The sequence below is a fragment of the Gordonia hankookensis genome (genome assembly GCF_014673215.1).
Classification (GTDB): Bacteria; Actinomycetota; Actinomycetes; order Mycobacteriales; family Mycobacteriaceae; genus Gordonia; species Gordonia hankookensis.
Window position 1 is genome coordinate 197,569 of sequence record NZ_JACWMS010000006.1, and the last position, 23,170, is coordinate 220,738.

The window sequence follows — 23,170 nt, forward strand, 5'->3', positions numbered from 1 at the left end:
TCGCTTCGCTCACGCGGCTACTCGACCAGCGGTATGTCCGGCCTCGCCGATCGAGTGAGGTTTGCCGCCGATACCGCTGATCGAGTGAGGTTTGCCGCCGATACCGTCGATCGAGTGAGGTTTGCCGCCGATACCGCTGATCGAGTGAGGTTTGCCGCCGATCGAGTAGCCGAGGAGCGTAGCGACGAGGCGTATCGAGATCACCCGACCACCACGCCTCAGACTCCCACAGCGCTCAACATCGCCAGCTTCTGATGGCTCTCGCTGCCCGGCGTCGCCGTGTAGACCAGCAGGGCCTGCGCGCCGTCGGGGTCGAGGAGGGTCTGACAGAAGACCTCGATCAGCCCCAGATCCGGATGGAGCAGGCGTTTGCGCTGATCGGTCAGCGACGTGGCGACGTCGTGCCTGCCCCAGATCTCGCCGAACTCCTGACTTGTCGCGAGTAGCGCATCGGCGACCTCACCCGCGCGTGACCCTGCCCCCTCGCGCGTCACCGCTGCCCGGAGCCGGGCGGTGTGTGCCCGGGCGTGATGAGCGTGGTCGTCGGCCGGAAAGCGTTGTCGGGTGGCCGGATCGGTGAACCACCGGTAGGCGATGCTGCGACGAAGACCGGTGAACTGCGTTTCGTCGCCGACCAGTGCGACCGCGGGTGTCGTCTGTACCAGCGTCTCCCCGGCGCTGTTGACCACCATCGCGGGCGTATCGGCGAGCCGGTCCAGGATGCGCATCATGCCGGGGCCGACGTGGTCGGGAATGGCCATGCGGTCGGGGGCATTGTGCCCGGCGAGACGGAACAGGTGGTCGCGTTCGTCGAGCGTGAGGTGCAACGCCCGTGCGATCGCCGCCACCATCTGATCGGACGGTTGTGGCCCGCGCTGTTGCTCGAGGCGGCTGTAATAATCCGTGGACATTCCGGCGATCATCGCGACTTCTTCGCGCCGCAGTCCGCTCGTCCTGCGACGTTGCCCGGGCGGCAGCCCGACATCGGCAGGTGTGAGCGATTCACGTCGGCGCCGGAGGAACTCGGCGAGCCCGGGCCGGTCGATCACGGGATTCCTCGATTCTGGCTGCGCGTCGGGTACTGCATGGTGTTCACCCACCACTGTTCCGCATGCGGATGCCCGCATCCAGGGATCGGTAATCCATGGATGACCGCTTCCTTGATGCACGGGCGCGAAAAGGGTGAAGTCGTGGGTGGCAGTACATCGGAGTGAAGGAGACATCATGAAGACCACCGGCAACACCATTTTCATCCCCGGCGCGACCTCCGGCATCGGCTTCGGTCTGGCGCTTCGATTGCACGAAGCCGGCAATCGCGTCATCGTCGGCGGCCGTCGGGTCGAACTGCTGGAACAGATCGCGTCCGACCATCCGGGGATGGAGACGATTCGGATCGACACCGCCGATGCCGCTGACGTCAGCAGCGCCTGCGCAGATGTGCAGAAGCGGTTCCCCGAGACCAATGTCCTGATCGCGATGGCCGGCATCATGCGATCGGAGGATTTGAGTGATGCGGGCTTTCTCGACACCGCGGTCGCCGAGGTCGAGACGAACATCCTGGGGCCGCTGCGGCTCGTCGCGGCATTCGCCGAGTTCCTTGCCGCCCAACCGGACGCGGTCATCATGACCGTGTCGTCGGGGCTGGCGTTCACTCCGATGGCGGGAACACCGACCTACAGTGCGACCAAGGCGGCCATCCACTCGTTCAGCGACAGTCTTCGACTGCAGTTGGCCGACAAGGGTGTCGGAGTCCTGGAGTTGGTTCCGCCTGCGGTGCAGACCGACCTGATGCCGGGCCAGGCGGAGGCCGACTGGGCCATGCCGCTCGACGATTTCCTCGATGAAGTGATGTCACTGCTGCCGAGCGCAACCCGCGAGATCCTGGTGGATCGGGTGAAGCCACTGCGGTTCTCGGCGCAGGAAGGCAACTACGACGACCTGATGGCCGCTCTCGCGCAGCAGGCCGGGTGACCTTCTCCCGGTTGATCGAAACTCCCCGTTGATCGAGTAGGGACGGGTGGTCACTTCCCGCTGATCGAATCTCCCCGTTGATCGAGTAGGGACGGAGCGTAGCGACGACCCGTATCGAGATCACCGTTCGAGCAGGCGCGGTGATCTCGATACGCCCTCCGCTGGCGCTCCGGGCTACTCGATCAGCGGAGGGCGGAGGAGGCGCTCCGGGCTACTCGATCAGCGGAGGGCGGAGGAGGCGCTCCGGGCTACTCGATCAGCGGAGGGCGGAGGAGGCGCTCCGGGCTACTCGATCGGCGGAGGACGGGGGAGGTTCGGGTCAGTCGCCGCAGGGTTCGGCGGTCAGGTCGTCGATCCCGTTGCCCATGCAGGCGGCAGTCGCCGGACCCGAGCCGGCCAGTCCGATTGTGGCAACGGCGGCGCACGCAGCCAGCACAGCGATCAATCGTCTTCTCATCGGTCTTGTCTCCCTCGGGAATTCACCGAACGATCGTGGATGCGCGGCACCACCCACCGACCCGGGCGGACGTTGCCCGGTGAGGCCTCGCTGGAGTCCATCCTTGCGCGGTCGACCTGGTGGCGCAACCGTCAGGTGAACCTGTTCCCCGAAGGCCGAAACCCCTCGGGGCCTCGAATGCTCACGCCAGTGCGTCGGCCGCCCGCACGAAGGCCAGATGGGACAGGGCCTGCGGGGTGTTGCCCGCCTGGCGCCCGGCACCGACGTCGTACTCCTCGGAGAACAGGCCGACGTCGTTGGCCGTGGCACACGCACGCTCCATCAACGCCACCGCGTCGTGGTGCCGTCCACTCGCCGCGTACTGCGTGACCAGCCAGAACGTGCAGGCCAGGAACGGATGTTCGTCGCCGTCGAGCCCGTCGACCCCGGAACCGGTGCGGTACCGATGAACCAGTCCGCCCTTCATCAGAACGCGCTCGATCTCGGCGACGGTCGCGAGCATCCGTGGGTCGTCGGCCGCGCAGAATCCGACCTGGGGGAGCAGCAGCAACGACGCGTCGACGTCGGCGGTCCCGGCGTATTGGACAAATCGCCCCGTGTCCGGATCCACCCCGGCGCTGTCGATCTCGGCCCGGACCCGGTCGCGGAGTTCGCGCCAGTGATCGGGCGAGCCGCCGAGGTCGAACCGTTCGGACGCACGGACACCGCGATCGAAGGCCGCCCAGATCATCGCGCGGGAGTGGGTGAACATCTGCGGGTCGCCGCGCATCTCCCAGATCCCGTTGTCGGGACGCTCGAGATTCGCCTCGACCTGCTCGAGCAACGCCTTCTGCAGTGACCACGACATCGGGGTCTCCTGCAGTCCCGCCTCCCGTGCCGACTCGAGACCGCAGAGCACCTCGCCGATCACGTCGCCCTGGTACTGGTTGACCGCGCCGTTTCCGATCCGAACCGGTGCGGCGTTCTGATAACCCGGCAGATGCGACAACACCCGCTCCTCGAGATCGCGCTCCCCGGCGATGCCGTACATGATCTGCAATTCCTTGGTGTTCCCGGCGATCGCGCGCATCAGCCACATGCGCCAGTGCTCGGCCACCCGCAGAAAGCCGTGATTCACCAACGCCTCCAGGGTGAGTGAGGCATCGCGCAGCCACACATATCGGTAATCCCAGTTGCGGCTGCCGCCGAACTGTTCGGGCAGCGATGTGGTCGCGGCGGCGACGATGCCACCGGTGTCGAGATTGCTCAGTGCGCGCAATGTGATCAGCGATCGGACCATCTGCTCGTGGTGCGGTCCGGAATGGTCGATGCGGCTCGACCATCCGGTCCACCAGCCGACCGCGTGGTCGAGCGCCGTGTCGACGTCGAGGGGTTCGGGCTCGGGACGGTGCGAGTGATACCAGGTGAGCGTGAGGTCGACGGTCACGTCGGGTTCGACGGTGAAGAACCCACGATGCACGTTGCCGTCGGCGTGCAGCGCGGCGCCCCGCACGACCACCGCGTCCGGGCCTGCGATGGCTCGCAGGGCGGGTCCGGAGGCGTCGCCGACCTGCAGGACCCACGGCACCGCGCGTGCGTAGTCGAAGCGCATCCGCAGGTCGGTCTGGAACTCGACGTGCCCCGACACCCCGACGACGCGTCGCACGAGGTCGACCCGGCCGCCGTCGAGAGGCATGAACTCGTGCACCTCGGCCACGCCGGTCGAGGTCTCCCATCGGGTGACGAGGACGAGGGTGTCTCCCGTGTACGCACGACTGCACTGTGCCGATCCCTCGCGTGGTGCCAGCGTCCAGCAGCCGTGCTCTTCGTCGCCGAGCAGCGCGGCGAAGATCGACGCCGAGTCGTACCGGGGCACACAGAACCAGTCGATCTCGCCGCGGCGCGACACGAGCGCTGCGGTACGACAGTCTCCGATCAGGGCGTAATCCTCGATGTTCGGACGCATACGTCGATTCTTACCGCCAACGTGCGATGTATCGGCGAGTTCGGCCATGGTGAGTTCGATGCGCGTTACCGTCGGGCATGGCCGAGACGACACTCTTCATCCTTGGTGCGACGGGCGATCTGACCTCACGCCTGCTGCTGCCGGCACTCGAGCAGCTCCTCGCGCTCGAACCGGAACGCGACGTACGGCTGGTCGGTGTGGGGCGGCGTGAGGTCTCCGACGATCAGTGGCGCGATCGCGTCCGCGAAGCGTTCGGTGACGGGCAGGCGCCTGCTGCCGCCCGTCTCGCCGACTCGACGACCTACCTGCAGGCGGACATCGGTTCCGCGGATGGGCTTCGCACGATCCTCGGGTCGGCACAGGGCCGACCGATCCTCTACTTCGCCGTCCCGCCCGCCATCGCACAGGCATCATGCGAGGCGATGACGGACGTGGAGGTCCCGTCCGGCACCATCCTCGCTCTCGAGAAACCATTCGGCACCGATGAGGCGAGCGCCCACGCCTTCAACCAGACCCTTGCCCGCCTCGTCCCCGAGAACCAGGTGTTCCGCGTCGATCACTTCCTGGGGCAGTCGATCCTGCTGGACCTGATCGGGGTGCGGTTCGCCAATCGTGTGTTCGAGCCGGTCTGGTCGGCCGATCACATCGAGTCCGTCCTCATCCGCTACGACGAGACGCTCGGACTCGAAGGCCGCGCAGGCTATTACGACAAAGCGGGCGCGTTCACCGACATGCTGCAGAGTCATCTGCTGGAGCTCCTCTCGGTGGTGGCGATGGATTCTCCCGCGTCATTGGCCGAACGAGATCTGCGCGATGCGACGGCCGCCGCCCTGCGCGCCACCCGGGTCTGGGAGGGCGATCCCATCCGTGCGTCCCATCGGGCGCGCTACACCGCCGGCGAGGTGAATGGTCATCGGCTGCCGTCCTACACCGACGAGGAGGGTGTCGACCCGGCACGTAACACCGAGACCCTGGCCGAGGCGACCTTCGAGGTGTGCACCGCCCGCTGGGCGGGCGTGCCCTTCACCCTGCGGTCGGGCAAGGCGATCGAACCCGCGGTCAAGGAGATCGCCCTCACCTTTCGTCCGGTCCGTCATCTGCCGGAACAGTTTCGCGGCGAGGCGGCGAGCAACGTCCTCCGATTCTCCTTCGGTCCGGACACGATGTCCCTGCGGCTCAACGTGCACGACGGTTCGCACCCGTTCGACCTGAAGGCGACCGAACTCGACGCCGACCTCGGAGTCGGGTCGCCGCGGGCCTACGCCGAGGTGTTGTCCGGAATCCTCGACGGCGACGCAACTCTCGCGGTGCGTGGCGACACCGCGGAGCAGTGCTGGCGGATCGTCGCGCCGATCCTCGACGCGTGGCGCTCCGATCAGGTCCCCATCGACGAGTATCCGGCCGGTTCCAGCGGGCCCACGGACTGGCCTGCGCTGTGAGCGCCGGCCCACGGCCGATGTCGCTGCGGACGGAGCCGCGGGTCGTCGAGGATCTCCGCGTGCGACTGCGGGCGACCCGATGGCCTGACACTCCTGCGGGCTGGTCACTCGGTGTCGACGTCGATTACCTCCGGGATCTGATCAACTACTGGGCCGACGAATTCGATTGGTCGGCACAGGAATCCGAGATCGACCGACTTCCGAACCTGCGAGTCGAGGTCGGTGGCCTCGGGATACATGTCATCCATGCCCGCGCGGCGGACCGCGCCGGGCCGGTGATGCCGTTGCTGCTCAACCACGGTTGGCCGGACTCGTTCTGGCGGTACCTCAAGGTGATCCCGCTGCTGAGTGACCCCGGGGCACATGGCGGCGACCCCGCCGATGCCTTCGACGTGATCGTGCCCGACATGCCCGGTTTCGGATACTCCGATCAGCCTGCCCATGCCCACGATTCGATCGCGGTGGCGATGCTGTGGGCGGAACTCATGACCGAACTCGGATATGACGAGTTCGGCACGGCGGGTGGCGACATGGGCAGTCACGTCAGCAGGTACCTCGCACTCGACCAACCCGAACGTGTTGTCGCCGTGCACCGTACGGACGCCGGATTGCCCAGGTACTGGGGAGATCCGGAAGAACTCGACGACACCGAACGCGCGTGGATCGAGACCGGGGCGGTGTGGGCGCGAACCGAGGGTGCGTATGCGGCGATGCACAGCACCAAGCCGGTCACCGCCGCTGTCGGTCTCACCGACTCGCCTGCCGGCCTCGCGGCGTGGATCGTCGAAAAGCTGCGGGCATGGAGCGACTGCGGCGGTGACGTCGAGACGGCGTTCACGAGAGACGAGATCCTGACCTTGCTCACCCAGTACTGGGTGACCGGCAGCATCGGATCGTCGATGCGGATGTACCACGCCAATGCGGCGATCCCACTCGATCAGTACACGCGACATGTGGACGTGCCGTCTGGCTTCTCACTGTTCGGCGGTGACGTGCTCAAGCCGCCGCGGGCCTGGCTCGAACGAACCGCGAACGTCGTCAGCGTGACGGAGCCGGAACACGGCGGGCATTTCGCGCCGTTCGAGCAGCCCGAGCGGTACGCGCAGGAACTGCAGGACTTCTTTCGGCCGTTTCGCGGCGGGTTCGCGGGCTGACGGGGCACCACACCGCCCGAACGTGATCGAGCAGGAATCGAGAAGTCTTCCGGCGCGCCCCGGCCTAACGTCATGTGCATGACAACAATCACCGCCATCACCCTCGACGTTCCCGACACCGCTGCCGCGGAGACCTTCTACGACAAGGCCTTCGGGCTGGGCGATCGACTCCGGTTCCGGACGGCCCAACAGCCGACATCCGGCTTCCGAGGGTTCGTCCTGTCCCTTGTCGTCGCCGATCCCGGCGTCGTCGATTCGCTGATCACGCCCGCTCTCGACGCTGGTGCCACCGAGATCAAGCCCGCCAAGAAATCGTTTTGGGGCTATGGCGGCGTGGTGGCGGCGCCCGACGGCGCCATCTGGAAGGTCGCGACGTCGAACAAGAAGGCATCCGGCGCCCCGGCCCGCCAGGTCGACGACATCGTGCTCCTCATCGGCGCCGACGACGTGGCCGCGAGCAAGAAATTCTACGTCGAGCAGGGACTCGACGTCGCGAAGAGCTTCGGCCGCAAGTACGTCGAGTTCGCGAGCGAGGCCGACTCGGTGAAGCTGGCACTCTACGGCCGGCGGGCCGCGGCCAAGGATGCCGGGGTGGATGCGGAGGGCAGTGGGTCGCACCGGTTGCTGGTGGGCAGCTCCGGCGCGTCGTTCACCGATCCTGACGGCATCGTGTGGGAACCCGCCCGTTGATCCGGGACCGCATTAGGCTGGGCGCCGTCACCTACCCCCGGCGAAGTGGATCAGTCGATGGAACGCATCATCAGCGGAGATGAACGGGCCCTGCTGGAGAACATGCTCGATCGCAACCGTGAGGCGTTGATCGACTCCGTCGTCCGACTCTCGGACGCGGCGTCGCGGTCACGCCGCGTGCCGTCGGCGACGACCCCGATCGGCCTGCTCAGACACAGCGCGGCAGCGGAACGCTTCTGGTTTCAGCACATCCTGGACGGACGATCGAAAGAGGACTGCAGCGGGCCGGCCACCCCGGGGGAGGCGAGCTTCGCCGTCCCCGACGGGCGGTCGCTCGACGACGTGGTCGACGAGTTCCGGAGTGCCAGCGCGCAGTCGCGGGAGATCGTGTCCGCGTACGACATGTCCGACACCTTCCAGAACTCGCACGGTGCGGACGTCAGCGTGCGGTGGCTCCTCCTGCACATGATCGAAGAGATCGCTCGTCATGCCGGGCACGCCGACATCCTGGTCGAAATCATCACCGCCGAGGCCGCACCCACATGAACCTCCGCGGCGGCTCGCCGAGTTCGCGGGTGAATGCGGTGACAAAGGCGGAGGGCGTCGAGTAACCCGCACGGGCACCCCACCCTGGGACTGGAGTGCACGTTTGCGGTCGACGACGTCGACGCGACCGCGCAATCGGTGCGCGATGCGGGTGGCACGATCCTCATGGAGCGATTCACCATCGCGGGCGTCGGCCATCTGATCTTCTTCGCCGATCCGGCGGGCAACCCGATCGGGGCCATGCAGTACGACGATCAAGCGGGGTAGCCGGCCCGATCCATGCCCGCAGGAGAACCGCACAGCCGGTCGAGGTGTGGTCGCCCAGATTCGGTGATCGTCACACTGCGCGGGGTGGTCCCGCGAGCGATCCATCCCTGCTCGAAGAGAAATGTGGCAAGCGCGCTGCCGTGGGGACCGGCGAGGTGATGGGCCTGCTCGGTCCAGTCGGTGCAGTACCGCAGCGTGGTGTCGACACGTAGGAGTCGTTGGGGCACGCCCCAATCGGACAGCGCCCCGGCCCCCTCCGGGGTGAGTCGATAGTCGATCGCGTGACCGGGTGCGGAGAGTCTGTCATCGGTGTCGGGGTGGTGCAGACCGTTGCCGCCGACGACCCAGCGGCGGTCGAGCAGGGCTCGGAACAGATGCACGCCGAGATGCCCTGCCAGGTGTTGATAGCAGGTGCGCCCGCTGCGGAGGGCGTGCGCTCGGGTGTGCTGGCGCAGCGACGTGATGGGTTCGCGTGGTGCCAGGCGGGCCAGCGCCTCCAGCACGCCCTCGACGTCCGGCGTGGACAGCCGATAGTAGCGGTGGCGGCCATGCTGCTCCGCGGTGACGAGACCTTGATCGCGAAGTCGCGACAAATGATTGCTGATCGTGGAGGCGGACACGCCGGCCTCGGCCGCGAGACGTCCGGCCGGTAGCGCCCGCCCGTCGGCCAGAGCCATCAGCACTCGGATCCGCCGCGGATCGGCAAACCCCGCGGCGACCACCGCGAGGTCGGGGTCACCGCCGGTCGGCACCTCTCGTGGAGTGCGCATGGTTCGACGATACGACGGAGATGCTTCGACGCCGGCTGAAATGTCGCGTGACCACGATGGACGCATGGCTGAGATCTCTCGTCTGCGCCGATCGGTCGTCGTCGCCCTCTGCGGCGGGTACTTCCTGGTGTTGCTCGACGTCACCGTGGTCAACGTGGCACTGCCTTCCATCGGTCACGCGTTGTCGGCGCAGGGTGCCGGGCTCGCGTCCATCGTCGACGCCTACACCGTGCCGCTCGCGGCTCTGCTCCTGTCGGCCGGGGCGATCGGCGATCGTGTCGGTCACCGGCGGATGGTGCTCGTGGGACTGATCGGGTTCGGCGCGGCATCGGTGCTGTGTGCGTCGGCGTCCGGGTTGTCGGTGCTGATCCTGGGCCGTCTGGTTCAGGGCGTGGCCGCCGCCGTGATGCTCCCGGGCACATTGGCGATGCTGACCGAGTCCGCCGTCGATGATCGGCAGCGCACCCGGTTGGTCGGTGTGTGGGCAGCCGTCGGCGGGGCGGCGGTGCCGGCAGGGCCGGTGATCGGTGGCTTCCTCGTGCAGGAGTGGGGATGGCCGTCGGTGTTCTGGGTCAACGTGCCGGTGATCGCCGCGACGGCGGTGATGATCGCACGGTCCGAACCGGCTGCGTTCCAACGTGATGCTGATCCGGTCGGCGACGATCGGGTGGATTGGGCCGGTGCCGTGGTGCTGGCTGCGGCCATAGCCGCTGCGACTGTGGCAGTGTTGCGAATCCGCTCGACGCCGACAGACGCCGTCGTCGCACTGAGTATCGCCGTTGCCGCGTCGGTCGGGTTCGTGAACATCGAACGGCGAACGCGCACACCGTTACTCCGGGTCGAACGATCCGCGAGTAGATCACTGATCGCGGCCTGCCTCGTCGCCGGATTGATGAACGCCTGTGTGCTCGGGACGTTGTTCGTCCTCACCCAGCTCCTACAGTCCGTCCACCATCTGAGCCCGTCGGCGACCGGCCTGGTCTTGTTGCCCGCGTTGCTCCCGCTACCGTTGCTGGGCCCGGTGTCGGCGCGGACGACGGCGCGGTTCGGCCCGTGGCCGACCTCCGCTCTCGGACTCACGATGTCGGCCATCGGATTCGCGGTGATCGCCTCGACCGCGGACTCGCTCGATCGTCCCCTCGTGGCGGCGGGATTCGTGGTGTGGGGAATCGGCTTGGGGATGCTGACGCCGGCAATCGTCACCGCCGCGATCGAGGCCGCCCCGGCAACTCCCGGAGCCGCCTCGGGAGCCTCCAACACGGCCCGGCAGATCGGGGCCGCGCTGGGCGTCGCGATCTTCGCCGCGGCGACAGGCTCGAGTGGGGCGCCCGGCTTCGATCAACGCGTGTCCTGGGCAATCGTCACGGCTGCCGCCGCTTTTGCGATCGCCGCAGCGATCATCACCGCACGCCGTGTCCGATTGGGCAGGAGTCGGGCCGCGCCGCGCGCCCGGCCAGGACCCCGGTGATGTTAAACGCCACTGTCTATGATTTGCTGTCCTGACGCTGAGATTCGACGAGGGGAATTCTTCGATGGGGTGGGCGGTATCGGTGATTCCTGACCGCGTCGAGGCGCTCTTCGAGTTCTGGCCGGATCTGACGGCTGCCGAAGTTGTGGGGCGTGCTCGAGCGCGAGGCCATCGCCTCGACGTCGGCACCCTGTCGGCCGTTCGGTCCGGTCATATCGCGCACCCGTCGGTCGAGATCGTCATCGCCATCGCCGCCGGGTTCGGCGTGAGTCCGGAGTATTTCGCGGAAGCCGGCGAGACGCAGGCCGCCGGCGACGACATCCGGACCGCGCGGCTCGAGGTCGACCACGACCTGTGGATGATGGCCGTGGCGATCGCCCGCCTCCCGCCCGATCGGCGCGACAGTGTTCTCGAGTTGCTCGACGTTCTCGAGACGACCGATCGCCCACGGCCGCGGCCTGCCTCGCCGGACCCCGACGAGCTGCGGCGAGAGAGCTCGTGAGGGGCCGATGATTCTTCCGGACTCGTGCAGTCTGACCATCGTCAGCAACGTCGAGAGTGCAGGATTGTGGAATGGGTCAGTTATTGAAAGTGCAGAACTTCACGGTGTCGCGCGACGGCTTCGGCGCCGGTGACGGCCAGAGCCTCGAACGGCCCTTCGGCCACGCCGATCCGGCTTCGCTGATGTCGTGGGCGGGCGCGACCGCGAGCTGGCCCAACCGCACCGACCCAGGCGGCAGTCGCGGTCTCGACGACTACCTGACCCGCGACTTCAGCCACAACATCGGTGCCGAGATCATGGGCAGTCACAAGTTCAGCCCGTATCGCGGCCCCTGGGAGGACCACAGCTGGCTCGGGTGGTGGGGCGACGAGCCGCCGTTCCATACGCCGGTGTTCGTCCTGACCCATCACCTGCGACCGTCGTTCACCCTGTCGGACACGACGTTCCACTTCATCGACGACGACCCGGCGACGGCCCTCGAGAAGGCGCAGGCCGCCGCGAACGGGAAGGATGTGCGGCTCGGTGGCGGCGCGACCACCGTGCGGGAGTTCCTCGACGCAGGTCTGGTGGACACCTTGCATGTGGCGGTCTCCAACGAGGTCGAGCTCGGGTCCGGGGTTCGACTCTGGGAGTCACCCGACGAGCTGCTCGATCGCTATCACTGCGACGTCGTGCCCAGTCCGGGCGGTGCGGTCACGCATCACCTGTTCTGGCGGCGGTGAGATAACGCAGGTGAGTGGCGCGGCGACCGGGGACGACCGTCGGGTCTGCGAGGAGCCGATGGCCGTTCGCCAGCGGGCCGAAGTAGCGGATCCCATCGCCGAAGAGGACCGGTACGAGGCTGACGCAGATCTCGTCGACCAGATCGAGGTCGAGGGCCTGTTGGATGATCGTCGGGCTGGCGATGATCACATCGGCGGAACCGGCGATCTGCCGCGCCCGTGAGATGGCGTCGGCGACGTCGCCGACGAAGGTGGTGTTCGGCCACCGGGTCGTGGCGTCCTCGGGTGGGTGATGCGTGACGACGACGACCGGGACGCCGACCGGGTGGTGGTCGCCCCAGCCGTCGGTGATGTCGAACAGGCGTCGCCCGGACACCAGTGCGCCGGCGTTGCCGGTCAGTTCGCCGAGAACGTCCGCGTCGGCACCGTCGACGTGGAATCCGACGTCGTCATTCGCGCTGGGCACCGCTGTCTCACCGGCGTCGTACCAGGCGAACAGCTCGCCGGGATCGTCGTTGCGGTCGGCGATGAAGCCGTCGAGCGACATCGTCATGTGTGTGATGACTTTTCCCATGGTCGAGCCTCCTCGGTCGCGCCGGTCAACAGTTGTGACCAGGCGCGACCGAGGAACTCATCGGAGTGGGAAAGGGACGTCGATGGTCAGGCTCTACAGTCGTCCGACCACGAAGTGTGCGGCATCCAGTGGCATGCCGTTGACGGTGTAGAGCACGTGCAGCGCGTTGGGCTGTCCCACCGGGGCGCCGTTGCAGATGGTGTCGCCGGGGATGCAGTACCGGACCGTCTTGGGCTCATATGGGGCGCCGACGCGAATGCGCGGTGCACCGACGTCGCTGATGAAGCGGTCTGAAGGCGGTGCGAAGAGGACCACCGCCGCGACATGGCTCGCCACGTTGGCGGGGAGCGGAGCGGGCACCTGCGACTCGTACTGGCGGTAGCGATCGGCGATCGTGATCTTCCCGCTCGTCGCATAACCGGCGACCACTGCTCCCTGCGAATATCCGCCGAGGACGATCCGGGTCCGCGGGCAGGTTGCGGCGATGGTCTTCACCTCGTTCTGGGCTTCCTTCACGCCGTCCACCACGGACCTGACGAACTTCGGGCGATTGTTGAAATCGCTGCTGGCGGCGTATTTCACACCCTGGGCGGCCACTGACTTGCCGGGTAGTTGCGACCGGAGAGCCCCGACGAACGACTGACCGGTCAATCCGATCGGAGGCGCGGGTTCGGCCGTGCCGCGGGCAAAGACGACCGCGACGTCGGAGCAGGTGGCGGCGGACGCCTTCGGTGCGTTCATCACCACGCCGCCGGCGATAGCCGCGAACAAACAGAGAAACGACACGGTCAATCGGGCGCCGATGCTGGACAGAGCACTGGTTGAACTGTGGGATTCAAGGTTCATGCACATGGTTCGGACGTGGACGGCGTTCGGATGGGTGCGATGTCCCGTTGATTTCCCGGCGGGTTGCATCCGTCGTCGATTGTTCATTGGCCACCCACACCGATCTCGTTGCCGTCAGGATCGCGGAAGACGGCCTTGCGGACCCCGTTGTCATAGGTCTCCGTCGACTCGGGTTCGACTCCGCGACCCGCGGCTGCGGCGAGGAACTCATCCAGACTGTCGACGAACAACGTCGCCAGCCCGTGTCCGGCGTCGTGAGGTGCGATGACCGCGTAGAGGTGGCCGTGCTCGGTGAGTGTCCAGACCCGTTCGTGATCGTTCGGGTCGAATGACCTCACATCACCGAGGAGACGTTCATACCAGCCGGCAGCGTTCGACAGGTCGCTGACGGGGATGCCCGCGAACAGATCCATGCTCGTGACCCTTTCGGAACGGTTGTGTTCGATCATCGCACCTGAGCACTGTGCGCCGGGCCCGAATGTTCGCCGCCGGCCGGCCGGATTCACGTCCAGGGGGATGACCAGATCGTCACTTCACACCGTCGGGTACCACACCAGATCGACCGTGGTGACGCATGGTAGAGCGCGTCGGCCTCAGACGCTCACCGCAGCAGCCGATTTGCGTGCCGCAGCGTAGGTGCGAGCAGCCTCGGCCGGTGAGTCGACCTGTGGTGGCGAACCGGTCAGTGGTTGCCGTGCCGACTCACGCAGGAACACCACGGCGACGAGGCCCACCAGCCCGCTCGCGATGAGGTAGAAGCCCGGTACCAGATGGTTCCCGGTCGCGCTGACCAGTGCCGAGGCGACCAGTGGCGTGGTGCCTCCGAATGCGGACACTGCGATGTTGAATCCGATGGACAGCGCTCCGTAGCGCACCGTCGTCGGGAAGAGCGCGGGCAGTGTCGAGGCGGTCGGCGCGGCGAAACACGCCAGAATCGCACCGAATACGATGCACGCCACGATCGGCGCCCAGAGCGTGTCCATTCCGAACAGGACGAAACATGGTACCGCGACGATGATCTGGAGGATGGCGCCGAAGGCGAACACGGGTCGTCGTCCGATGTAGTCGGTGAGGCGGCCAAGCAAGACGATCAGAGCCACCACCACCAGCATCGAAAGCAACACCAGCAGATCGGAACTGAGCTGGCTGCGTCCGATGACGTCGGTGAAGTAGGTCGGCAGATACGCGGTGATCATGTAGTTGGTGACGTTGTAGAGGATGACCAGTCCGATGCAGACCAGCAGCGGTCGCCAGAACCGCACGAAGATGGTGCCGATCTCCCGGCCGGCGCTCTCGGCCTTCTTGACCTGGGCGTCGTGCTCGTCGAGTTGTTTCTGGAACGCCGGTGTGTCTTCAAGGCGCAGACGGAGATACAGCCCGATCAGACCCATCGGGCCGGCGATGAAGAACGGTATGCGCCAGCCCCACGAGGTCATCGTGTCGTCGCCGAGCCAGGCGTTGAGGACAGTGACGAGCAGTGAACCGAGCGAATACCCGATGAACGTACCGAAATCGAGCCAGCTGCCCAGGAATCCGCGACGACGATCCGGCGAGTACTCGGCGATGAACGTGGTGGCCCCGCCGTACTCGCCGCCGGTGGAAAAGCCTTGCACCATGCGCGCCACGAGCAGCAGGATCGGTGCCCAGATGCCGATCGTGGCGTAGGACGGGATGAGGCCGACGGCGAAGGTGCCGACAGCCATCATGATCATCGTCACCGCCAGTACTTTCTGACGGCCCACCCGGTCGCCGAGCGGGCCGAAGAAGAACCCGCCGAGCGGCCGCACGATGAAGGCTGCCGCGAATGTCGCAAAGGTGGCCAGCAATTGGGCACTCGACGATGCGTCGGGGTAGAAGACCTTCCCGAGGGTGGCGGCGAGGTAGCCGTACACGCCGAAGTCGAACCACTCCATCGTGTTTCCCAGAGCGGCCGCGGCGATGGCACGCTTGAGCATGGGTTGGTCCACGACGGTGATGGACTCTTCGGTCAATGGCGGTTTGCGGCGGATCAACGCGCCCAGTGCGCGCAGGTGACGTTCCACCACGTGGGCGTGTGCCCACCGCATCGGCGAGGTCCTGCCGTCGACAACTCCGGATTCGGACATGTCTCTACGGTAGGCAGTCGGCGTAATGATAGGCGAATCATCAAGTCGCATCGGCGGTTTGGGTGTTATGTCCGTAATGTTCGCTTCCGGCCTGCTTGGCAATGCCGGCTTTTGTCCATGTCGAGGCAGCAGAAAGGCGCATGAGCTGCCGCGCGCCTCACTGTTCTGATCGATGGGCTGCTCATCGGGGATGGCGCGATGCCACCTCTACGGACCGGATCGATCGTCGATATGGTGCCCGACTTCACAGAGACTACCGAGCTTCATCGGATGAGCGCGGGGCGGTCACCATCATCATTCCGCTCCTGGCGAAATATCCCCGGGAACAAAGATCCCGCCACCAGGGTTGAGTCGGTCAGACTGAACTTTGGAGGATGAATGTCACAGACATATTCAGTGCCCGTTCTGTTCGTTCCGGACCTCGTGGTCTTGCCGGGCATGGTTGTCCCGATCCCGCTCGACGACGCCGCCCAGGCGACCGTTGATGCGGCTCGGGCCAGCGAATCCGGCAAGCTCCTGGTCGCGCCGCGCCTGGACGACCGGTATCCCAGCTACGGGGTGATCGCGTCGATCGTGCAGGTCGGGCGCATGCCCGGCGGTCAGACCGCCGCGGTCGTGAAGGGTGAGACCCGGGCCCAGATCGGCACCGGTGCGCCCGGCCACGGCAACGCGCTGTGGGTCGAGGTCACCGAGATCGACGATCCGGAGATCACCGACGATGTGAAGGCCCTGGCCGCCGAGTACAAGAAGCTCGTGCTGGCCATGCTGCAGCGCCGGGAGGCGTGGCAGATCATCGACGGCGTCAACAAGATGTCGGACCCGTCCGCACTCGCGGACACCTCCGGCTACTCGTCGTGGCTGACCGACATCCAGAAGCGTCAGCTGCTGGAGACGCCCGACATCGGCGAGCGCCTCACACTGCTCATCGACTGGACCAGCGAGCACATCGCCGAGACCGAGGTCAGCGACAAGATCGCCGACGACGTCCGCAACGGGATGGAGAAGCAGCAGAAGGAATTCCTGCTTCGCCAGCAACTCGCCGCCATCCGCAAGGAACTCGGTGAGGATGAGCCCGAAGGTGCCGACGACTACCGGGGTCGTGTCGAGGCCGCCGATCTTCCCGAGAACGTGCGTGAAGCTGCGCTGCGCGAGGTCGGCAAGCTCGAACGTGCCAGCGATCAGTCGCCGGAGACCGGCTGGATTCGTACCTGGCTCGACACTGTTCTGGACCTCCCGTGGAGCGTGCGGACGGAGGACTCGACCGACATCAAGGGTGCCCGCGAGATCCTCGACGCCGATCACCACGGTCTGGTCGACGTGAAGGACCGGATCGTCGAGTATCTGGCCGTCCGGGCTCGTCGAGCGGAGCGTGGTCTGCAGGTCGTCGGCGGGCGCGGCTCGGGTGCCGTGATGGTGCTGGCCGGCCCTCCCGGCGTCGGCAAGACGTCGCTGGGTGAATCGGTCGCCCGCTCCCTCGGCCGTAAGTTCGTCCGCGTCGCCCTCGGCGGCGTCCGGGACGAGGCGGAGATCCGCGGTCACCGGCGCACCTACGTCGGCGCCCTGCCCGGCCGGATCGTGCGGGCCATCGGCGAGGCCGGATCGATGAATCCGGTTGTGCTGCTGGACGAGATCGACAAGGTCGGCTCGGACTACCGTGGCGACCCCGCGGCGGCGCTGCTCGAGGTCCTCGACCCGGCGCAGAACCACACCTTCCGCGACCACTATCTCGATCTGGACCTCGACCTCTCCGATGTCCTGTTCCTGGCCACCGCCAACGTGATCGAGAACATCCCGTCGGCGCTGCTGGACCGGATGGAGCTGGTCACCATCGACGGCTACACCGAGGACGACAAGGTCGCCATCGCCCGTGACTTCCTGCTCCCGCGGCAGGCGGAGCGTGCGGCCCTGACCGACGCCGAGGTGACCGTCGCCGACGATGCACTGCGCGAGATCGCCGCGAACTACACCCGGGAACCGGGTGTGCGACAGTTCGAACGGCTGCTCGCCAAGTTGCTTCGCAAGGCTGCGACGAACCTGGAATCCGGCAAGGCGCAGGCGCCGATCGAGATCGGTGAGCGTGACCTCAAGGATTACATCGGCCGAGCGCGTTTCACACCGGAATCGAAGGAGCGCACGGCAGTGCCGGGTGTGGCCACCGGTCTTGCGGTCACCGGTATGGGTGGCGATGTCCTGTTCATCGAGGTCAACGCGGTCGACGGTGAGTCCGGACTCAAGCTCACCGGCCAGTTGGGTGACGTCATGAAGGAATCCGCGCAGATCGCCCTGTCCTACGTGCGTGCGCACGCCGAGCAACTCGGCGTCGACCCGGTGACGCTCGACAAGACCATCCACGTGCACGTGCCCGCGGGTGCCGTGCCCAAGGACGGTCCGAGCGCAGGCGTGACGATGGTGACGGCGCTGGTGTCGATGGCGACGGGCCGCAAGGTTCGTGCCGACGTGGGCATGACCGGTGAGGTCACGCTGAACGGTCGGGTGCTGCCGATCGGTGGCGTCAAGCAGAAACTGCTTGCCGCGCAACGCAATGGGCTGCGGACCGTCTTCATCCCGCAGCGTAACGAGCCCGACCTCGACGACGTGCCCGCCGAGGTCCTCGAGGCGCTCGAGGTCAAACCGATGGTCGATGTCGCCGACATCATCGCGCAGGCGCTGGAGCCGGTCGAGGAACCGGCGGTGTCCGCTGCCTGACGGTTGCGTCGCTGCTGATCGATCGGAGTTCTGAATACGGCTGCGGCGTGGGCGGGCCGCGACGACAATTATTGTCGCCGCGGTGCGCTCACGCCGCAGTCATATTCGTCGACGGACTGTTCATCCCCCGGTGAACCCGAAGATCCGTGCGATCGCGGCGCGGACCATCGAGCGGTGGAAATTCGTTGTCGCAACGAGCGTCTGCTGCTGAATCAGACCTTCGACCAGGGCCACGATGAGTTCGGCGGTTCGTGCCGGGCTGTCGGGCGCCTTCGACCGGACGAACGGTTCGGTGAACGCGACAAAGGCGGTGCGATTGGTTCTCACCTGTTCGCGCAGGACGGCGTCGAACTGCGATTCGACGAGCAGCGCATGGCGGGCCGCGACGAGTCCCGTCTCCGCCGACATCGCCGCCACGAAATCGGTCGTGCAGTCGAGGACGAGATCGGTTGAGGGGTCATCGGTCTCCAGGATCGGCCCGAACGTGCGGATGGCGATCGCGTACATCTGCTCGTATGCCTCGGTCAGCGCGAGTGCCTCGAGCTTCGCCCGGGTCGGCGCGTAATAGTTCACCGAACCGGCAGGCAGGCCGGCCGCCTCGTCCACCGAACGATGGGTGAGTGCGCGGAGCCCTCCGGTCGAGATGACTGTCAGGGCGGCCTCCCCGAAGAGTTTGCGCCGGTCAGCCATCGACGAGATCCGTCGTCATGCCGCCTCCATCATTTCCCAGGTCACGTCCGCAATGGCCGGGACGTGAGCCTGCGCCCGGCCGCATGAGTGTATTCGGCGGCGTACCAGACCATGGGGTACGGGGAGGGAGATCCTCCCCACATTGAGCCCACTCCACTCAACTGTTTTGGTCGATCCGGGAACAATCCGCCAGGTGGGTCCGTTGAGCAGATCGAGAGACCTGAGTCATGTAGGCTCAACCCAGGTTGACTCCGGCTTGTTTGTTCAGTAGGACATGAGTCGGATGCACTGAAGTTCGGGTTCCGACGCGGGTCTCGACGAAACATCCGCGGTTCGTGCAGTAAACGGCTCGGGCCCGGCCACGTACTTGGGTGCAACCCATGAACCAGGAGGAGAACACATGTCTCGTGCAGTTGGAATCGACCTCGGCACCACCAACTCGGTGGTCTCCGTGCTCGAAGGCGGCGAAGCCGCTGTCATCGCCAACGCCGAAGGCTCCCGGACGACCCCGTCGGTGGTCGCATTCGCGCGCAACGGCGAGGTGTTGGTCGGGCAGCCGGCGAAGAACCAGGCGGTGACCAACGTCGATCGCACCATCCGTTCGGTCAAGCGCCACATGGGCGAGGGTGACTGGACCGTCGGTGTCGACGACAAGAAGTACACCCCACAGGAGATCAGCGCGCGCACGCTGATGAAGCTGAAGCGCGACGCCGAGTCCTACCTCGGTGAGGACGTCACCGACGCGGTGATCACCGTCCCCGCCTACTTCAACGACTCGCAGCGTCAGGCCACCAAGGAAGCCGGTCAGATCGCCGGTCTGAACGTGCTGCGCATCGTCAACGAGCCGACCGCGGCCGCACTGGCATACGGCCTCGACAAGGGTGAGAAGGAACAGACCATCCTGGTCTTCGACCTCGGTGGCGGTACGTTCGACGTCTCGCTGCTCGAGATCGGCGACGGTGTGGTGGAGGTCCGCGCCACCTCGGGCGACAACCACCTCGGTGGCGACGACTGGGATCAGCGCATCGTCGACTGGCTCGTCGACAAGTTCAAGAGCCAGAACGGCATCGACCTGACCAAGGACAAGATGGCCATGCAGCGGCTCCGTGAGGCCGCCGAGAAGGCCAAGATCGAACTGTCTGCTTCGCAGAGCACCTCGATCAACCTGCCGTACATCACGGTCGACGCAGAGAAGAACCCGCTGTTCCTCGACGAGCAGTTGAGCCGCAGCGAGTTCCAGAAGATCACCTCGGACCTGCTGGAGCGGACCCGTTCGCCTTTCCAGGCCGTCATCAAGGACGCAGGCATCGCCGTCGGCGACATCGATCACGTTGTCCTGGTGGGCGGCTCGACCCGTATGCCCGCCGTGACCGAGCTGGTCAAGGAGCTCACCGGTGGTCAGGAGCCCAACAAGGGCGTCAACCCCGATGAGGTCGTCGCGGTCGGTGCGGCCCTGCAGGCCGGTGTGCTGCGCGGCGAGGTCAAGGACGTGCTTCTGCTCGACGTCACCCCGCTGTCCCTTGGTATCGAGACCAAGGGTGGCGTGATGCACAAGCTGATCGAGCGCAACACCACCATCCCGACCAAGCGGTCGGAGACCTACACCACGGCAGAGGACAACCAGCCCTCCGTGCAGATCCAGGTCTATCAGGGTGAGCGCGAGATCGCCTCGCACAACAAGCTGCTCGGTTCGTTCGAACTCGGCGGCATCGCCCCGGCGCCACAGGGTGTCCCGCAGATCGAGGTGACCTTCGACATCGACGCCAATGGCATCGTGCACGTCACCGCGAAGGACAAGGGCACCGGCAAGGAGAACAGCATCCGCATCCAGGAGGGCTCGGGCCTGAGCAAGGACGAGATCGACCGGATGATCAAGGATGCCGAGGCACACGCCGACGAGGACCGTACGCGTCGCGAGGAGGCGGAGACCCGCAACCAGGCCGAGTCGCTGGTCAACCACACCGAGAAGTTCCTCAAGGACAACGAGGACAAGGTTCCCGGTGAGGTGAAGGACAAGGTCAACGCGGCGATCGCCGAGGCCAACGAGTCCCTCAAGGGCACCGATCTCGCGGCGATCAAGTCGGCCGTCGAGAAGCTCTCGGCCGAGTCCCAGGAGATGGGTCAGGCGATCTATGCCGCCTCGGCTGCGGAGTCGCCCAACGGTGACGCGCCCGAAGGCGAGGCCGCAGGCGGCGACAGCGACGTCGTGGACGCCGAGGTCGTCGACGAGCCGTCGAACACCGGGGACAACAAGTGACCGCTGGCGAGCCGGACGGCACGGTTCCCGGTGCCGGGAGCGGGCCCACTGGACCCGACGAGCCGGTCACGGTGTCCGACCGTCGACGCATCGACCCCGAGACGGGCGAGGTGCGCGACGCGACGGGCGCCGGACCGGGCCCGGCGGACGCCGAGCCGGCAGCCGGCGAGCAGGCCGACCAGTCAGCGGACACCGACGCCGTGGGCGATCAGGTCGATGCGCGTATCGCCGAGTTGACCACCGATCTGCAGCGTGAACGCGCGCAGTTCGCCAACTTCCGACGGCGCGCCGCGGAGGAGAAGCAGGGATCGGTCGCCTACGGCAAGCAGGTGCTGATCGAGAAGCTGCTCCCGATCCTCGACGATCTCGACCGCGCCCGTGCGCACGGCGACCTCGAAGACGGACCCATGCGGACCATGGCCGACAAGCTCAGCGCCGCACTCGGTGCCGAAGGGCTGGTCAAGTTCGGTGAGTCCGGCGACGAGTTCGATCCGGAACTCCACGAGGCGGTTCAGCACGACGGCGAGGGTGCCCATCCGGTCATCGGTTCGGTGTATCGCGGTGGGTACCGTCTCGGCGAGCGGGTGATCCGCACCGCGATGGTGACGGTCACCGATCCGGTCGAGGGTGCCCCCGAGGGCACCACGGTCGGAGCCGTGCCGGAAAACGACGAAACTGGTGCACAATAAGGCAACCGTCGTCGCGCCCTGAGGTGTGCGGAGCGTAGCGACGAGCCACGAAGGGGCGGCTGCCGCAAGCCCCTTCGTGGCTCGCCTCGCTCGCACCCAGGGAGCGGAGACAGCCATATCCAGACAAGAAGACATCGAGACAACTGAGACAACGAAGGAGGTGACGTCTGGTGGCTCCACAACGTGAGTGGTTGGAACACGACTTCTACAAGGACCTGGGCGTTGCTTCTGACGCTTCGGCTGAAGAGATCAAGAAGGCCTACCGCAAGCTCGCGCGCGAGCTGCACCCGGACGCGAACCCGGGTGACACGGCGGCCGAGGAGCGCTTCAAGCGGGTGTCCGAAGCCCACAGCGTCCTGGCCGACGCCGAGAAGCGCAAAGAGTACGACGAGACCCGCGCGATGTTCGCCGGTGGGCGATTCCGCGGCGGGGGCAACGGCTTTCCCGGAGGTTTCCCGGGCGGTGGCGGCACATATACGACGACGACGGGTGGCGCCGATTTCAACATCGGCGACCTGTTCGGCAACGGCGGCGGCGCAGCCGACTCGGCAGGCGGATTCGGCGACCTCTTCGAAGGACTGTTCAATCGCGGACCGCGGACGTCCACGGCGACGCGGCCCAAGCGGGGCAACGACCTCGAGACCGAGACCACGCTGAGCTTCAAGGACGCTGCGCAGGGCACCACGGTTCCGCTCCGGGTGACCAGCCCGTCGCCGTGCACCACGTGTCACGGCAGTGGGGCAAAGCCTGGAACCAGCCCGCGAGTCTGCCCGAACTGCAACGGTTCCGGATTCGTCAGCCGCAATCAGGGGGCGTTCGGCTTCAGTGAACCCTGCCAGGATTGCCAGGGCACCGGATCGCGTATCGACGACCCCTGCACCGACTGCGACGGCTCGGGCGTCAAGGTTCGAGCCCGGACCATCAACGTCCGCATCCCCGCGGGCGTGGAAGACGGACAACGGATTCGGCTGGCAGGGCAGGGCGAGGCCGGTCGTCGAGGGGCGCCGTCCGGAGACCTGTACGTCGTTGTCCACGTACATTCGGACAAAGTCTTCACCCGAAGTGGAAACGACCTCAAAGTCCAACTGCCCGTGAGCATCTCGGAGCTCGTCCTGGGCGCCACGGTGTCGGTGCCGACACTCGACGGCACGGTCGGGGTGAAGATCCCGCCCAACACGACCGATGGCCGCACACTTCGCGTCCGTGGTAGAGGCGTGCCGAAGCGTTCCGGTGGGGCGGGCGACCTGCTGGTCACCGTGAAGGTCGCGGTACCGCCGCAGCTCGATGACGCGGCCACCGAGGCAATGCGTCGGTACGCAGAGGCCGAGAAGGCAGGCGGCTTCGATCCGCGCGCCGGGTGGGGGCGATGATG

At 66.5% G+C, this 23,170-nt stretch carries 23 protein-coding genes; 13 read left to right on the forward strand and 10 right to left on the reverse strand.

From position 1 onward, the window contains the following. Window positions 1-9: 9 nt before the first annotated feature. Together IDF66_RS23275 and IDF66_RS23280 are read right to left on the reverse strand one after the other, a co-directional pair. Window positions 10-204 (reverse strand): hypothetical protein, encoded by a 195-nt coding sequence (locus IDF66_RS23275; RefSeq protein ID WP_190268820.1) that lies wholly within the window; start codon window positions 202-204, stop codon window positions 10-12. A gap of 14 nt (window positions 205-218) precedes the next feature. Next, entirely contained in the window at window positions 219-1,049 is an 831-nt protein-coding gene (locus tag IDF66_RS23280) for a helix-turn-helix transcriptional regulator (protein WP_317628835.1), read from the reverse strand. Window positions 1,050-1,224: 175 nt separating this feature from the next. Here IDF66_RS23280 and IDF66_RS23285 point away from each other — a divergent pair, with 175 nt between their 5' ends. After that, on the forward strand, window positions 1,225-1,971 hold the full coding sequence (locus IDF66_RS23285; protein ID WP_190268822.1) for an SDR family oxidoreductase: 747 nt from the start codon (window positions 1,225-1,227) through the stop codon (window positions 1,969-1,971). 319 nt (window positions 1,972-2,290) lie between these two features. Here the strand turns inward: IDF66_RS23285 and IDF66_RS23290 are convergent, their stop codons facing one another. Together IDF66_RS23290 and IDF66_RS23295 are read right to left on the reverse strand one after the other, a co-directional pair. Next, window positions 2,291-2,428, reverse strand: a complete 138-nt coding sequence (locus IDF66_RS23290; protein ID WP_164310561.1) for a hypothetical protein — start codon at window positions 2,426-2,428, stop codon at window positions 2,291-2,293. 181 nt (window positions 2,429-2,609) lie between these two features. Next, window positions 2,610-4,373: a glycoside hydrolase family 15 protein gene (locus IDF66_RS23295; RefSeq protein WP_190268823.1), complete on the reverse strand. Its 1,764-nt coding sequence runs from the start codon at window positions 4,371-4,373 to the stop codon at window positions 2,610-2,612. A 77-nt stretch (window positions 4,374-4,450) separates the two neighbouring features. Here IDF66_RS23295 and IDF66_RS23300 point away from each other — a divergent pair, with 77 nt between their 5' ends. From IDF66_RS23300 to IDF66_RS24170, 5 genes are all read left to right on the forward strand, one after another. Beyond that, the gene (locus tag IDF66_RS23300; RefSeq protein WP_190268824.1) at window positions 4,451-5,812 is read left to right on the forward strand and encodes a glucose-6-phosphate dehydrogenase; all 1,362 of its coding nucleotides are present in this window, start codon (window positions 4,451-4,453) and stop codon (window positions 5,810-5,812) included. Beyond that, window positions 5,809-6,966 (forward strand): epoxide hydrolase family protein, encoded by a 1,158-nt coding sequence (locus IDF66_RS23305; RefSeq protein ID WP_317628836.1) that lies wholly within the window; start codon window positions 5,809-5,811, stop codon window positions 6,964-6,966. Before IDF66_RS23300 ends, IDF66_RS23305 begins: the two co-directional genes overlap by 4 nt. 78 nt (window positions 6,967-7,044) lie before the next feature. Continuing rightward, entirely contained in the window at window positions 7,045-7,656 is a 612-nt protein-coding gene (locus IDF66_RS23310; protein ID WP_190268825.1) for a VOC family protein, read from the forward strand. 57 nt (window positions 7,657-7,713) lie between these two features. Beyond that, the gene (locus IDF66_RS23315; RefSeq protein ID WP_164310565.1) at window positions 7,714-8,202 is read left to right on the forward strand and encodes a DinB family protein; all 489 of its coding nucleotides are present in this window, start codon (window positions 7,714-7,716) and stop codon (window positions 8,200-8,202) included. 90 nt (window positions 8,203-8,292) lie between these two features. Further along, window positions 8,293-8,469, forward strand: a complete 177-nt coding sequence (locus IDF66_RS24170; RefSeq protein ID WP_396264282.1) for a VOC family protein — start codon at window positions 8,293-8,295, stop codon at window positions 8,467-8,469. Here IDF66_RS24170 and IDF66_RS23320 read toward each other — a convergent pair. Beyond that, a complete protein-coding gene (locus tag IDF66_RS23320; RefSeq protein WP_190268826.1) occupies window positions 8,457-9,239 on the reverse strand; it encodes an ArsR/SmtB family transcription factor in 783 nt (260 codons plus the stop codon). The two genes, IDF66_RS24170 and IDF66_RS23320, sit on opposite strands and share 13 nt — an antisense overlap. Window positions 9,240-9,303: 64 nt before the next feature. Between IDF66_RS23320 and IDF66_RS23325 the strand changes: the two genes are divergently transcribed. From IDF66_RS23325 to IDF66_RS23335, 3 genes are all read left to right on the forward strand, one after another. Then, on the forward strand, window positions 9,304-10,707 hold the full coding sequence (locus IDF66_RS23325) for an MFS transporter (protein WP_190268827.1): 1,404 nt from the start codon (window positions 9,304-9,306) through the stop codon (window positions 10,705-10,707). Window positions 10,708-10,789: 82 nt separating this feature from the next. Then, window positions 10,790-11,209, forward strand: coding sequence for a hypothetical protein (locus IDF66_RS23330; protein WP_190268828.1), 420 nt, complete (start codon window positions 10,790-10,792; stop codon window positions 11,207-11,209). Between the two features lie 71 nt (window positions 11,210-11,280). Next, window positions 11,281-11,931 (forward strand): dihydrofolate reductase family protein, encoded by a 651-nt coding sequence (locus IDF66_RS23335; protein ID WP_164310571.1) that lies wholly within the window; start codon window positions 11,281-11,283, stop codon window positions 11,929-11,931. Here IDF66_RS23335 and IDF66_RS23340 read toward each other — a convergent pair. The 4 genes from IDF66_RS23340 to IDF66_RS23355 all read right to left on the reverse strand — a co-directional run bounded on the left by IDF66_RS23340 (window position 11,903) and on the right by IDF66_RS23355 (window position 15,456). Beyond that, window positions 11,903-12,505: a dihydrofolate reductase family protein gene (locus IDF66_RS23340; RefSeq protein ID WP_190268829.1), complete on the reverse strand. Its 603-nt coding sequence runs from the start codon at window positions 12,503-12,505 to the stop codon at window positions 11,903-11,905. The two genes, IDF66_RS23335 and IDF66_RS23340, sit on opposite strands and share 29 nt — an antisense overlap. A 93-nt stretch (window positions 12,506-12,598) precedes the next feature. Then, on the reverse strand, window positions 12,599-13,246 hold the full coding sequence (locus tag IDF66_RS23345; protein WP_223310031.1) for a cutinase family protein: 648 nt from the start codon (window positions 13,244-13,246) through the stop codon (window positions 12,599-12,601). Between the two features lie 188 nt (window positions 13,247-13,434). Continuing rightward, window positions 13,435-13,764 carry a VOC family protein gene (locus IDF66_RS23350; RefSeq protein ID WP_190268831.1) on the reverse strand — a complete coding sequence of 110 codons (330 nt, stop codon included), beginning with the start codon at window positions 13,762-13,764 and terminating at the stop codon, window positions 13,435-13,437. Between the two features lie 180 nt (window positions 13,765-13,944). After that, a complete protein-coding gene (locus IDF66_RS23355; protein ID WP_164310576.1) occupies window positions 13,945-15,456 on the reverse strand; it encodes an MFS transporter in 1,512 nt (503 codons plus the stop codon). 378 nt (window positions 15,457-15,834) lie between these two features. Here IDF66_RS23355 and lon point away from each other — a divergent pair, with 378 nt between their 5' ends. Next, window positions 15,835-18,162, forward strand: coding sequence for an endopeptidase La (gene lon, locus IDF66_RS23360; RefSeq protein WP_190268832.1), 2,328 nt, complete (start codon window positions 15,835-15,837; stop codon window positions 18,160-18,162). A 120-nt stretch (window positions 18,163-18,282) separates the two neighbouring features. Here the strand turns inward: lon and IDF66_RS23365 are convergent, their stop codons facing one another. Then, window positions 18,283-18,852: a TetR/AcrR family transcriptional regulator gene (locus IDF66_RS23365; RefSeq protein WP_164310578.1), complete on the reverse strand. Its 570-nt coding sequence runs from the start codon at window positions 18,850-18,852 to the stop codon at window positions 18,283-18,285. A gap of 400 nt (window positions 18,853-19,252) precedes the next feature. Here IDF66_RS23365 and dnaK point away from each other — a divergent pair, with 400 nt between their 5' ends. From dnaK to dnaJ, 3 genes are all read left to right on the forward strand, one after another. Next, complete coding sequence (gene dnaK, locus IDF66_RS23370) at window positions 19,253-21,109, forward strand: molecular chaperone DnaK (protein WP_190268833.1); 1,857 nt, start codon at window positions 19,253-19,255, stop codon at window positions 21,107-21,109. Beyond that, the gene (gene grpE / locus IDF66_RS23375; protein WP_190268834.1) at window positions 21,106-21,798 is read left to right on the forward strand and encodes a nucleotide exchange factor GrpE; all 693 of its coding nucleotides are present in this window, start codon (window positions 21,106-21,108) and stop codon (window positions 21,796-21,798) included. Before dnaK ends, grpE begins: the two co-directional genes overlap by 4 nt. A gap of 170 nt (window positions 21,799-21,968) precedes the next feature. Further along, window positions 21,969-23,168, forward strand: coding sequence for a molecular chaperone DnaJ (gene dnaJ, locus IDF66_RS23380; RefSeq protein WP_164310581.1), 1,200 nt, complete (start codon window positions 21,969-21,971; stop codon window positions 23,166-23,168). Window positions 23,169-23,170 lie beyond the last annotated feature (2 nt).